Origin of the sequence: Asanoa sp. NPDC050611, assembly GCF_040654855.1 — a bacterium.
GTDB lineage: Bacteria > Actinomycetota > Actinomycetes > Mycobacteriales > Micromonosporaceae > Asanoa.
Genome location: NZ_JBFAIU010000006.1, coordinates 13,650 through 26,776, shown reverse-complemented (window position 1 = coordinate 26,776; position 13,127 = coordinate 13,650). Strand labels below are relative to the sequence as shown.

Sequence of the window (13,127 nt, the reverse complement as noted above, 5' to 3'; positions counted from 1 at the left end):
AATGTTTGTTAGGTCGAAATCGTTTCCGTCGGTACGGCCGCGGTCGCCTTGACCGGAGCCCCGCTGGCGGTGGCGAACCAGCGCTGGTGCAGCCGACGCAGTGGGGCGGGAGCCCACCAGTTCCACTCGCCGAGCAGGCTCATCAGCGCCGGCAGCAGGAGGCCGCGGACGACGGTCACGTCGAGGACGATCGCGACCACCATGCCGAAGCCGATCTCCTTGACCGCGGTGAGGCCGCCGATCAGGAAGCCGAGGAAGACGACCGAGATGGCGAGTGCGGCCGTGGTGACCACCGGGCCGGTCTTCGTGATGCCGGCGAGCACCGCGCGGTCACTCGCGGCCGCGTCGTCACCGTGCCGGCGGCGGCGTACCCGGCGGTCCCATTCCTCTTTGATCCTGGCCAGCAGGAAGACCTCGTAGTCCATCGAGAGCCCGAAGATGAACACGAAGAGCAGCACCGGCGTCGTCACGTCGACGGCACCCCAGGAGTCGAAGCCGAGCAGCACGTCGCCGACGCCCCACTGGAAGACCACGACCAGCACGCCGAGGGTGCCGAGCAGGGTGAGTGCGTTCATGAGCAGGGCCTTGACCGGAATGACCAGCGAGCCGGTGAGGATGAAGAGCAGGATCGCGGTGGCCAGGAAGAGCACGAGCACCGCGATCGGCAGCCGGCTCGCGACCGAGGCCTGGTAGTCGACCCGCTCGGCGGCGGGACCGCCGACCAGCAGCGGGACCGGGGTGTTGAGGGCGCGGATCCGGCGCACCAGATCGCGCGAGGTCTCGTCGCCGGTCGCGCCGGTGGGCGTGACGTCGATGACCGCCGCCTGCCCGGTGATGTCGGGCCGCGGCTGCATCAGCACGACGCCCGGCATGGTGTTGAGCTGGTTGAGCAGGTCACGGACGGCGGCGGTGGCGGGGTCGGCGTCGACCACGACGACGACGGGCTCGGCGCGGCCGACGTTGAAGTCGCGCTGGACCGTCTCGTAGAGCTGGCGGGCCTCCGCGCTGGCGGGCAGCGCCCGGGCGTCGGAGTTGGCCAGGTTGGCGCCGAGGACGAACGGCAGCGAGAGGACGACCAGGCCGACGGAGACGGCGAGGGCGACCGGGCCGGGCTTGCGTTGGGCGGTTTGCGCGAGCCTGGGCAACAGGGCCGTCCTGGCCCGCGGCAGGAGTCTGATCCCGTGTTCGCCGATCCGTCGGTGAGCCACGGCGATCAGTGCCGGGACGGCGGTGAGCCCGGCCGCGGTGGCGAGCACGACGACGACCGCGCCGCCCAGCGCCATGCTGGCGAGCAGGGGCTCGGCGAACGCGAACAGCCCGAGCATGGCCGCGGCGACGGCGAGCCCGGAGATCAGCACGGTCCGCCCGGCGGTCGTCGTGGTCCGGGCGAGCAGTTCGTCGAGGCGGGCATCGCCGTCGGCCGCGCGCTCCTCCCGGAAGCGGGCGATCAGCAGCAGGGCGTAGTCGACGGCGAGGCCGATGCCGAGCAGGGTGACCACGTTGACCGTGAACTCGCCGACGTCGCCGAGCGCGGTGAGCAGCAGGAGCCCCAGCAGGGTCGCGGCGACGGACGCGAGCGCGGCGACGAGCGGGATGAGGCCGGCGACGAACCCACCGAGGATGACGACGAGCACGAGGAGGAGTACGCCGAGCGCGATGCTCTCGCCGATCGCGGCGTCCTTGATGGCCTGGTCGGCGAACTCCCGCTCGGCCAGTTTCTCGCCACCGACGAGCACCTGGGGCGCGTCGATGCGGTGCAACGCCGCGGCGACGAGGTCCTCGGCCTGTTCGCGCTGGGCGTCGGGCAGCCCGGGCCGCAGCTCGACCTCGACGAGGGAGCTGCGGTTGTCGGCCCCGATCCGCCCGCCGGGCGCGCTGTAGAGGTCCTCGACGGCCTTGACGCCGTCGATCCCACGGATCTCGTTGGCGATCTTCTGCACGTTCTCGACGAGCGGCGGGTCGTAGATGTCGCGGTCCCGGATGACGGCGACGACCTTCTCACCCTCGGGCTTGAGCTCCTGGACGCGCCGGTCGGCCCGCTGCGACTCGGCATCGGGCCGCAGGTTGTCGGTGGTGGTGAGCCGGTCGAACACCTGGCCGCCGAACGCGACGCCCGCGATGACGAGCACCAGCCAGGCGGCCAGCACCGACCACCGCCACCGCACCATCGCCCGACCGAGCGCAGCGAACATTGGTGTGACCTCCCCGGGATTCGTACCGGGGAATGCAAGCACCTGGACCCCGCCCGGCGCCACCAGACGTTCGGCCGTCCTTCACGTCAGATATCCGCGCCGCACTCTTTTCCTTCCCGCGCGGATGCGGAGCGCTAAGCGACGATGCCCAGGTCGCGCGCGATCACCAGGCGCTGGATCTCCGACGTGCCCTCGCCGATCTCCAGGATCTTCGAGTCGCGCCAGAAGCGGGCCACCGGGAACTCGTTCATGAAGCCGTAGCCGCCGTGGATCTGGGTGGCGTCGCGGGCGTTGTCCACCGCGCTCTCGCTCGCGTAGAGCTTGGCGATCGCCGCCCGGCGCTTGAAGTCGCGGCCGGCGAGCATTTCCGCGGCGGCGTCGTGGTAGGCCAGGCGGGACAGGTGGGCGCGCTTCTCCATGTCCGCGATCTTGAACTGGATCGCCTGGAAGCCCGCGATCGGCTGCCCGAACGCGTGGCGCTCCTTGGCGTAGCGCACCGACTCGTCGACACAACCCTGGGCTAGGCCCACCGCCAGCGCGGCGATGGCGATGCGACCCTCGTCGAGGATGCGGAGGAACTGCGCGAAGCCGCGGCCGCGTTCGCCGAGGAGGTTCTCGGCCGGGACACGGACGTCTTCGAAGCTCAGCTCGTGCGTGTCCGACGCACACCAGCCGACCTTCGAGTAGCCCGGCGCCACCGTGAAGCCCGGCGTGCCCGACGGGACGATGATCGTGGACAGTTCCTTGCTGCCGTCGGGGCGCGTGCCCGTCATCGCCGTCACCGTGACGAACGACGTGATGTCGGTGCCCGAGTTGGTGATGAACGCCTTGGCTCCGTTGATCACCCACTCGTCGCCGTCGAGCACCGCGCGGGTCGCCGTGCCGCCCGCGTCGCTGCCGAAGCCCGGCTCGGTCAGGCCGAAGGCCGCCAGGGCCTCGCCGCGCAGCAGGGGCGGCAGCCAGCGGCGCTTCTGCTCCTCGGTGCCGAAGCGGTAGACCGGCATCGCGCCCAGGGAGACCGCGGCTTCCAGGGTGATCGCCACGCTCGAGTCGACGCGGGCGAGCTCTTCGAGGGCCAGGCAGAGGGCGAAGTAGTCGCCGCCCATGCCGCCGTATTCCTCCGCGAAGGGCAGGCCGAAGAGGCCCATCTTGCCCATCGCCGCGACGATGTCGTACGGGAACGTGTGGTTGTCGTAGTGCTTGGCGATCACGGGTGCGACGACGTCGTGGGCGAACTCCCGCACGCTCTCGCGCAGCGCCTCGTGCTCCTCGTTGAGCATGGCCGGCTCCTTGGGGTTAGACGGGTGTCACGCCGTGGCGACGGCGGGAGAAGTGGCGGTCCTTGTCGCGGGCCGTCGAGTAGCGGGCGATCAGCTCCGTACGCAGCCGGTCCGGCGGCACGATCGCGTCGACGACCAACTCACTCGCGAGGTGCACGATGTCGATGTCGCGCTCGTAGGCCGCACGCCGCTCGGCGACGAACGCCGCCCGGTCGTCGGCGTCCTCGATCGCGGCGATCTTGTTGGCGTAGACCGCGTTGACCGCGGCCTCGGCGCCCATCACCGCGATCTTCGCGGTGGGCAGGGCGATCGTCGCGTCGGGCATGAAGCCCGGGCCGGCCATCGCGTAGAGGCCCGCACCGTAGGCCTTGCGGACGACGACGCAGATCTTCGGCACCGTGGCCTCGGAGATCGCGGTGATCATCTTGGCACCGTGCCGGATGATCCCCTGCTTCTCCACGGCGGTGCCGACCATGAAGCCGGGCACGTCGGAGAGGAACAGCAGCGGCACGTTGAACGCGTCGCACAGCTGGACGAACCTGGTGGCCTTGTCGGCGGAGTCGACGAACAGCACGCCGCCCTTGAACATCGAGTTGTTGGCGACCACGCCGACCACCTCGCCGTCGAGGCGGCCGAAGCCGATCGTCAGCTCCTTGGCCCAGAGCGCCTGGATCTCGAAGAACGAGCCCTCGTCGAGCAGGCCCTTGGCGAACTTGCGCATGTCGAACGCCTGCCGCTCGTTGGGCGGCACCATCCCGGCCAGGTCGGCGGCCGGCGGCGCGACGGCCTCCGCGACCGGCGGCTTCTGCGTGTAGTTGGCCGGCAGGTAGGACAGGTAGCGCCGGACCGTGTCGAGCGCCTCGTCCTCGGTCTTGCAGAGGAAGTGGCCGACGCCGGACTCGCGGGTGTGCACCGCCGCGCCGCCCATCGCCTCCAGCGTCGTCTTCTCGCCGGTGACCATCTCGACCATGCGGTCGGAGCCGAGATACATGCTCGCGTTGCCGTCGACCATGGCCACGACGTCACAGAACGCCGGAATGTACGCACCACCCGCGGCCGACGGCCCGAACAGCGCGCAGACCTGCGGGATCGAGCCGGACGCGCGGACCTGGTTCCAGAAGATGTGGCCGGCACCGCGCCGACCGGGGAACAGGTCGACCTGGTCGGTGATCCGGGCGCCGGCCGAGTCGACCAGGTAGACCATCGGCAGCCCGGACTGGTAGGCCCGCTCGATGATCCGGATGATCTTCTCGACGGTGCGGGCGCCCCAGGAGCCGGCCTTCACCGTCGAGTCGTTGGCCATCAGGCAGACCGGCCGGCCGTCGATGGTCGCCTGGCCGGTGACCACGCCGTCGGCGGGCAGCCCTTCGGCCAGGGCGTTGGCGTAGAGCCCGTCCTCGACGAAGGAACCTTCGTCGACCAGGCGGGCGACCCGCTCGCGGGCGAACAGCTTGCCCCTGGCGGCGTTGGCCGCGTGGTAGCGCTCCGCGCCGCCGGCCCGGACGCGCTTGCCGAGCTGCTCGAGCTCTTCGTCGTCGAGTGCCACACCGACCCCTTCGCCAACGTGACTGAACGATCGTTAGGGTACTACACCGAAATGACGAAGGGGCCCCCGCGGGTAGCGGGGGCCCCTTTTGGTGCCGTGGTGCGGTTGTTACGAAGATCAGCCGTTGATGGCCGCGGCCCCGCCGCCGGCGGAGGCGAAGGCACCACCGATGATGCCGATCGCGTTGCCCGCGACGTTGATCGGGATCTGCGGGTCGATCGCGACCTGGTTGCCGTTCAGCAGCCCGAAGTTGTTCGAGCTGATGAACGTCTTGCCGCCTTGGACCGCGACGGCGCCGCTGAACCCGTTGCCGTCCCGGCCGTCCTTGCCGTGCTTCTTGTTGCGCTTGTCGTGCCGGTCGCCGTCGTAGTCGTCACCCTCGGTGGCACCCGAGCGGGCACCCGGAGCGGTGTCCATCTTCGGGGCGACCGGAGCCGCACCCTGGCCGGCCAGCGAGCCGACGACCGGGAGACCGGCGACGGCCGGGAGCGACCCCACGAGCGGCAGCGCCTCGTCGCGAGCCGACTCGGTCGTGGCGCTCTCCTGGATCGCAACCGCCCCACCGCCGCAGGAGGCCTGGGCCAGCGCCAGCACCGCGATCGCGTTGCCGCAGATGTTGATCGGGATCTGCGGCGAGAACTTGACCTGGTTGCCGTTGAGCAGGCCGAAGTTGTTGGAGGTGTACCAGAGGCCCTCCTCGGCACCGGCGCTCTCCTGGACGGCAACCGCGCCGCCGCCGCAGTGGGCGAACGCGCCACCGACCAGGGCGATCGCGTTGCCGCAGATGTTGATCGGGATCTGGATCGGCGCGTGAATCTGGTTGCCGTTGAGTGCGCCGAAGTTGTTGGTGCTGATCCAGGCGCCCTCGGCCCCGCCGTCGCGGCCCTTGTCGTAGCCCTCGGTCCGAGCGCTCTCCTGCACCGCGATCGCGCCACCGTCGGCCGAGGCGAAGGCACCGCCGATGAGGCCGATGGCGTTGCCGGCGACGTTGATCGGGATCTGCGGCGAGATCTTGATCTGGTTGCCGTTGAGGATCCCGTAGTTGCCCGAGGTGATCCACGCGGACCCCGCGTCACGGAAGTCCTTCTTGCCGTGCTTCTTGTCCTTGCCCTCGGCCATCGCCGCGAACTCGTCGTCGTGGTGCTTCTTGCCGTAGCCGTCGTGCTTACGGTCGTCGGAGTCGTGCCCGCCGCCGTTGATCGCGACCGCGCCACCGCCGCAGTGTGCGAACGCCCCGCCGACGAGCGCGATCGAGTTGCCGCACAGGTTGATCGGAATCTGCGGGTCGAGGACGATCTGGTTGCCGTTGAGCGCACCGAAGTTGTTCGTCGTGACGGCGTCCGCCGCGTGTGCCGCAGCCTGCGTCGCCAGCAGACCACCAGCCGCCATGACGCCGACGCTGATGGACTTGCGAACCCAAGTCTTCATTGGGTGAAGTGACCTTTCAATAAATGTCAGTAAGAGGGTGTTGCGAATTGCGTTGCGCGTCCGGGGCGCGACGGTGTCCCTGACTCCGCCTGTCGACATGCGCCCAGGTGTGGTTCGTGATGAGTGCCAGGGTTTCGCCGCTAGTCAGAGCGGTCGTCGGATTCCCTGGTCCGCCGCACTACCGCGGGCCGTGTGGCCCGGGCGGGGCTGTGGCTCCTGCCCGTCGCCGACGGTGCAGGTCCTTCATCACTAGTCAGGTGAGACGGTCGGTTCCTCGGCGTCGTGCCGTGGTACCGCGGTGTCGGCCGGTTTCGGCAGCAGCTGGAAGGCCACCATGCTGCCCACGACCGACGAGGGAACGGTGGCGAAGGCACCACCGCCCACCGGGGAACCCGACGCGCTGGCCGGGATACCCGACGCGCTGCCATCACCCCGTGTGGGAGCGGGGTACGGCAGGCGCGGCGCCTCGCCGGAGTCCCGGGACGTCGCGGCCGCAGCCGCGGGTTCCGGCCGGCCGGCGGGGAGCCGGATGGTGCTCGTCTCGGAGTGAGCGGCCCGCGGTGCGGCGACTGTTGCCGCACCGGGAACGGTCGTGCCGGATGAGGTGCCTCCGTGCACGCCGCGGTAGCCGACGGGCGTGACTGCCGAGGTTGGCCGGCCACGGGGGCCGGGCAGGACACCGGTCACCGTCCTGGCCACCACGCCGACCGCGCCGAACAGCGGTGCCGCGAAGGTGCGCAGCATCGAGCTCATCGGACGGAGGAGCGCGGTGACCGGCGCGAGGACCGGCAGGGCGACCTGAGCCACCGGGGTGAGCAGGGCGCCCGGGACGGCCAACGCACGGGTGACCCCGAGCGGATCGGCCTGTCCAGGTGTGCCGGCCAGCCCGCTGACGCGGGTTGCGGGCCGGTCCGCCGAGCGGTTCGACGGCCCCGCGGGGACGCCGGCGCGGTCGGCCGTACGGGCGGCGGCGTGGTCCGGCCGGTGTGCCGGTGCCGCGTCCGCGATCGTGGTGGAGCGGTCCGCGGTCGTGCGGGGCACGACGACGGCAGCGGGATCAGTGATCGCCCGCCCTACGGTGGCCCGGCCGGTCGGCACCGGCTGCTCGACGGGCGTGCGCGCCGTCGCCGGCGGCAACACGTCGCCGAGCAGGCCGGTGGCCGTGCTCAACACCGGCGTCGCGGTTTCCAGCACGCCGCCCAGCGGTGCGAGGACGGACCCCGCACCCCGTTCGACCGCCGGCTCCGCCATGGCGGCCTGCGCCGCCGACGCGGAGAGCAGCCAGGCCGCTCCCGCGAGGCCACCGACGACGAGCGTGCGCACCAGGACCTGTCGCGAAGTCCTGCGCGTGGTGCGCGTGACTCCCGACCGAATCATGGCCCGCCTTCCGCTCGCCGGTTCGTTAGTAGTGGCGGTCCGGACTAATTTGACCGGTTATGACCGCCACTGCTCTAGGTAACGAACCTGCCTGAAGAGGGTCACGCGGGTGAATGGGAAAAAGTGGTCATATCGCCACTTATCGCATGCGAGCCACGATCCCGGTGTCGTAGTCGCCGGAGCGGAACTCGGCGTTGTCCAGCAGTTCTGCGAAGAACGGCAGGTTCTGCTTGGGACCCACGATCTCGAACGCGGCGACCGCCGCCCGGGCCCGCTCGAGCACCTGTGCGCGGTCGTCGCCATAGACAACGAGCTTCGCCAGCAACGAGTCGTAGAAAGGCGTCACTGTCGTCCCGGCGGTGTACCCCGAGTCGACCCGGATCCCCTCTCCGGCGGGCTCGACCCAGGTCGTGATCGCGCCCGGGCCGGGCAGGAACCGCTTCGGGTCCTCGGCGTTGATCCGCAGCTCGAGCGCGTGCCCGCGGGGCGTGAGCGCGGCGGGGTCGAACGTCGGTGCCAGGCCGGCCGCCACGCGCAGCTGCTCCTCGACCAGGTCGACGCCGTACACCAGCTCGGTGATCGGGTGCTCGACCTGGAGGCGGGTGTTCATCTCGAGGAAGAAGAACTCGCCGGTGGTGGGCTCCAGCAGGCACTCGACCGTGCCGGCGTTGCGGTAGCCGACGGCCTCACCGGCCCGCGCCGCGGCGGCCAGCAGCCGCTCCCGCAGCTCCGGCGACACCGCGGGCGACGGCGACTCCTCGGCGAGCTTCTGGTTGCGACGCTGCACCGAGCACTCCCGCTCGCCGAGCGCCACGACGGTGCCGTCGGCCAACCCGAGAATCTGCACTTCCACATGGCGTACGCGGGGGAAGTAACGCTCGATCAGCACGGCACCGTCGCCGAACATCCGCTCGGCGAACGTCCGGACCTTCGCGTACTCGGTGAGCAGAGCGGTCTCGTCGGCGGCCACGGCCATGCCCATGCCACCACCGCCGGCCGCGGCCTTCACCATCACGGGGTAGCCGATCGCGTTCGCCGCCTCGGCCGCCGCCTCCACCGACTCCGCCGGATCCGTCGTGCCGGGCGCGACCGGGACGCCGGCGGCGGCCATCAGGTTGCGTGCGTTGATCTTGTCGCCCATCGCGGCGATCGCCTCAGGACCCGGGCCGACCCAGATCAGCCCGGCCGCCTGGACCGCCCGGGCGAACTCGGCGTTCTCGGAGAGGAAGCCGTAGCCGGGGTGCACCGCCTGGGCGCCCGTGTCCTTCGCGGCCTGCAGGATCGCGTCGACGTTGCGGTAGCTCTGTGCGACGTTGGCCGGGCCGATCAGCACCGCCTCGTCGGCCTCGGTGACGAACGGAAGGTCCGCGTCCGCCTCGGAGTGGACGGCGATCGTGCGGACGCCGAGCCGGCGGGCCGTGCGGATCACCCGGCGGGCGATCTCACCACGGTTCGCGACCAGCAGAGACTCGATCATCAGGACTCCCCTCTCGGCGGGCGGCACTGCCCGGCTGGAGAATATGCGTCCTGGCGTGTCGATTCAGGCGTTGGGGCCGGCCGGTGTGGGCTGGAGCGCCGCCATGGTCGCGGCACGCAGGAGCTCGGCGAGGCGATCCCGGTGGACCTCCTCGCCCAGGAACGGGGTGGAGTTCATCAGGCCGAACGCGGCGTGGGCAAGCGCGCGGGCCTCGGGCGCGGTCAGCTCTGGGCGGATCGAGAGCAGCACCTTGACCCACTCCTCGACGTAGAGGCGCTGCAGCCGGCGGATCTGTCGCCGCGGCTCGTCCGGCAGCCGGTCGAGCTCGTGCAGGTGCAGCGCGATCACCGCGGGGTTGGCCAGGGCGAAGTCGACGTGGAACTGGACCAGCGACGGCAGGGCGGTTTCCCCCGGGTGCTTGGCGACCCGCTCCCGGCCACCGGCCAGCAGGCCTTCGCTGACCGGGATCAGCGCCGCGGCCAGCATCGCCTCCTTGCCGGCGAAGTGGTGGTAGAGCGCGGGGCCGGTGACCCCCGCCGCCGACCCGATATCGTCCATCGACACGCCGTGGTAGCCGCGGGCGGCGAACAGGCCGACCGCGATCTCCAGGATCTCGTCACGCCGCGACCGGCGCTTGGGCGGTGTGGACGCGGCGCTCAGGGTGGCGGGGTCCGCTTGTTGTTCCAGCGTCACGTCGCCAGCCTAGCCAGGTGTCAAGACCAACAAGGTGTCGTGATCTTGAATTTCTCCTGGTGTTTTGAGGGTTTTTGCGGGGATATGTCCTAGCCGTCCGGCGTGCTGGACGTCACTATCCGCGCTTCCCGCCGCCCGGTTCCGCGCCCTTGGCGATCGGCGACCGCACCAGGTTGCCCCACTCGGTCCAGGAGCCGTCGTAGTTGCGGACGTGCGTGAACCCGAGCAGGTGCTGCAGCACGAACCAGGTGTGGCTGGACCGCTCCCCGATCCGGCAGTACGCGATGACGTCGTCCCCTTCGGACAGCCCCAGCTGGTCCTCGTAGATCACCCGCAGCTCGTCGGTGGGCTTGAACGTCCCGTCGTCGTTGGCCGCGGTCTTCCAGGGCTTGTTGACGGCGCCCGGGATGTGCCCGCCGCGCAGCGCGCCCTCCTGCGGGTAGTCCGGCATGGCGAGCAGCTTGCCGGTGTACTCGTCGGGCGAGCGGACGTCGACCAGTGGGCGGCCGGCCTGCACGTGCGCCAGCACCTGCTCGCGGAACGCCCGGATCCGGGCATCGTCCCGGCGCGGCACCGGGTATGGAGTCGGCGGTCGCTGGGTCTTGTCGCGGGTCAGCTCGCGCCCTTCGGCGGCCCACTTCTGCCGGCCGCCGTCGAGCAGCCGCACGTCCGGATGACCGAACAAGGAGAACACCCAGAGGGCGTACGCCGCCCACCAGTTGAAGTTGTCGCCGTAGAAGACGACCGTGTCGTCCCGGCTGATGCCCTTGGCCGCACACAGCGCCGCGAAGGTCTCCGGGTCGACGTAGTCGCGGGTGACCTCGTCGTTCAGCTCGGTGTGCCAGTCGACCTTGACGGCACCCGGGATGTGGCCGGACTCGTAGAGCAGCACGTCTTCGTCGGACTCGACGACCACCAGGCCGTCGCGGCCCAGGTTCTCCGCCAGCCACTCCGTCGTAACCAGCGACTGCGGGTGCGCGTACGCCTGCAGCCGTGGATCCGGGTCGTTGGAAACGGGCATAAGCGCAACGCTATACCCGTAACCGTCAGACGAGGCCTTGAACGGCGCGCACCGCCGCGTCGACGTGCTCCTCGGTGTTGGCGATGCCCGGACCGAACCGCAGGTACGTCGTCCGGTAGGGCGTCGCGGTGGCGACCACCTTGGCCGCGGCGAGCCGGCCGACGGCCTCGTCGACCTGCAGGTTGCCGACCGTGCAGCAGACCAGGCCGGCGGACAGCCCAGGATCGCGCGGCGTGACCAGCGTGACCCCGCCGATGCCGGCCAGCCCGTCCTTGAGCCGGGTGGCCAGCTCGCGGACCCGGCCGGCGACCCGGTCGCGGCCGATGCTGTCGTGGAGCTGCAAGGCCTCCGCGAGCGCCCAGCGGTGCTCGAAGCTGTGGTAGCCGCCCGGGGTGGCCGCCGGGCCGGGCGGGATCGGGACCCGGCCGGCGGTCAGCCAGCTCGTGATGCCGCGCGGGTCGAACGTCGGCACGCTCGGTGTGTAGCCGGCCCAGCCGCGGGTGGAACCCCAGATCAGGCCGGTGCCGCGCGGGCCGTGCAGCCACTTGTGCGTGCCCGAGACGAGGAAGTCGCAGCCCAGGGCCGCCGGTGTCGCGTCGACCGCCCCGAAGCCGTGCACGCCGTCGACGCAGAGCAGGACGTCCCGACCCGTCAGCGCGTCGGCGATCTCGCGGATCGGCATGCGTACGCCGGTGCTCGAATGCACCCAGGTCACGGCGACGACCCTGGTCCTGGGCTGGAGCGCGGCGGTCAGCTTGCCGACGATCTCGTCGACGCTGGCGCTGGCCGGGTCGGCGTAGACCGCGACCTGGCGCACCGCGACGCCGTCGCGCTCGGCGCGCAGCCGCAGGGCCTCGTGGGTCGCGTAAAAGTCGTGCGTGGTCGTCAGCACCTCGTCGCCGCTGCTCAGGCGCAACCCGCTGTAGAGCAGGCCGAGGCCCATGGTTGTCGAGTCGGTGAACGCGACCCCGTCGGCGCCGGTGCCGAGGTAGCGCATCGCCGCGCCGGCCACCCGGCCCTCCTCGATCGCCTCGTTGGCGTGCAGGTAGCCGATCGGGTCGCGGTCGAAGCCCGCCCGATGCCGCTCGATCGCCGCCCGCACGGGCGCGGGGTGCGGCGCGAAGACGAACGTGGACAGGTGCGCGACGGCGGGGTCGAGGGCGAACTGGGCGCGGACGCTGGCCCAGTCGCGCGGGTCGAACGTCGGCGCCTGGGTGTCCGCACCTTCACATGCCGCGACGCCGAGCAGGCCGACCGCGGCGGTGGCTCCCAGGAGTCCCCGGCGGCTCAGCTGTGCCATGCGACACAGTGAACACCGTCGAGGTCACACCCGGGTCACTCGGTCTGGACCTCGGTGTACGGCGTGAGGTCCGGTCGCTTCGCGGTGATCAGGTCGCCCGACGAGCGGCCGGTCAGCCGCCGCTTGATCCACGGTGCCAGGTGCCGGCCGGCCCAGCGGGCGTCGGCCGCGCGGGCGGCGAGCCAGCGCCCCGCCGGCAGCCACTCGGGCGGGACCATCCACTGCGGATCCGACTGCACGCCCAGGGCGGTGAGCACGTGACCGGCGACCCGGCGATGCCCGGCAGCCGACAGGTGCAGGCGGTCCGGGCCCCACATGACCGGGTTGCGGAACTCGTCGTCGGCGAACAGGTCGATGAGGTGGGCGCCGTGGCGGTCGGCGGTCTCGCCGACGGCCTGGTTGAGCATCGCCGCCCGCGGGCCGATGATCCGCTGGCCGGGCAGGCGGGCGGTGACGTCGGCGAACCGGAACACCACGACGTCGGCGCCGGTCCCGCGCAACTCCCCGACGACCGTGTCGAAGCGGGCCATCAGCGTGGCCGGGTCGAACGAGCGCCGCAGCACGTCGTTGCCGCCCGCGGCGAAACTGATCAGATCGGGCCGCATCGCCACGGCGGCCGGCACCTGCTCGGCGACGACGTTGGGGAACAGCCGGCCACGGATGGCGAGGTTGGCGTAGCGGAAGTCGGGCCGGTCGGCGGCCAGGCGGGCCGCGACCAGATCGGCCCAGCCGCGGTACGTGCCGTCCGGGTACGGATCGTCCATTCCCTCGGTGAAGCTGTCGCCGATCGCTACATAGGTACCCCAACGCACG

The 13,127-nt window shown here is 71.1% G+C and carries 10 protein-coding genes; all 10 read right to left on the bottom strand.

Annotated elements, in window-relative coordinates; genetic code table 11:
• Window positions 1–8: 8 nt before the first annotated feature.
• The 10 genes from AB0H87_RS01930 to AB0H87_RS01885 all read right to left on the bottom strand — a co-directional run bounded on the left by AB0H87_RS01930 (window position 9) and on the right by AB0H87_RS01885 (window position 13,126).
• Window positions 9–2,192, bottom strand: coding sequence for an MMPL family transporter (locus AB0H87_RS01930; RefSeq protein WP_360138019.1), 2,184 nt, complete (start codon window positions 2,190–2,192; stop codon window positions 9–11).
• Window positions 2,193–2,326: 134 nt separating this feature from the next.
• Window positions 2,327–3,472 carry an acyl-CoA dehydrogenase family protein gene (locus AB0H87_RS01925; RefSeq protein WP_360138016.1) on the bottom strand — a complete coding sequence of 382 codons (1,146 nt, stop codon included), beginning with the start codon at window positions 3,470–3,472 and terminating at the stop codon, window positions 2,327–2,329.
• Window positions 3,473–3,488: 16 nt separating this feature from the next.
• A complete protein-coding gene (locus tag AB0H87_RS01920; protein ID WP_360138013.1) occupies window positions 3,489–5,018 on the bottom strand; it encodes an acyl-CoA carboxylase subunit beta in 1,530 nt (509 codons plus the stop codon).
• 117 nt (window positions 5,019–5,135) lie between these two features.
• Window positions 5,136–6,446, bottom strand: a complete 1,311-nt coding sequence (locus AB0H87_RS01915; protein WP_360138010.1) for a chaplin — start codon at window positions 6,444–6,446, stop codon at window positions 5,136–5,138.
• Window positions 6,447–6,695: 249 nt separating this feature from the next.
• Window positions 6,696–7,769 (bottom strand): hypothetical protein, encoded by a 1,074-nt coding sequence (locus tag AB0H87_RS01910; protein WP_360138007.1) that lies wholly within the window; start codon window positions 7,767–7,769, stop codon window positions 6,696–6,698.
• A 193-nt stretch (window positions 7,770–7,962) separates the two neighbouring features.
• A complete protein-coding gene (locus AB0H87_RS01905) occupies window positions 7,963–9,300 on the bottom strand; it encodes a biotin carboxylase N-terminal domain-containing protein (RefSeq protein WP_360138004.1) in 1,338 nt (445 codons plus the stop codon).
• Window positions 9,301–9,363: 63 nt separating this feature from the next.
• Complete coding sequence (locus AB0H87_RS01900) at window positions 9,364–9,987, bottom strand: helix-turn-helix domain-containing protein (RefSeq protein ID WP_360138131.1); 624 nt, start codon at window positions 9,985–9,987, stop codon at window positions 9,364–9,366.
• A 121-nt stretch (window positions 9,988–10,108) separates the two neighbouring features.
• The gene (locus AB0H87_RS01895) at window positions 10,109–11,014 is read right to left on the bottom strand and encodes a sulfurtransferase (RefSeq protein WP_360138001.1); all 906 of its coding nucleotides are present in this window, start codon (window positions 11,012–11,014) and stop codon (window positions 10,109–10,111) included.
• A gap of 25 nt (window positions 11,015–11,039) precedes the next feature.
• On the bottom strand, window positions 11,040–12,314 hold the full coding sequence (locus AB0H87_RS01890; protein WP_360137998.1) for an aminotransferase class V-fold PLP-dependent enzyme: 1,275 nt from the start codon (window positions 12,312–12,314) through the stop codon (window positions 11,040–11,042).
• A 35-nt stretch (window positions 12,315–12,349) separates the two neighbouring features.
• Window positions 12,350–13,126 carry an SGNH/GDSL hydrolase family protein gene (locus tag AB0H87_RS01885; RefSeq protein WP_360137995.1) on the bottom strand — a complete coding sequence of 259 codons (777 nt, stop codon included), beginning with the start codon at window positions 13,124–13,126 and terminating at the stop codon, window positions 12,350–12,352.
• Between the last annotated feature and the right edge of the window lies 1 nt (window position 13,127).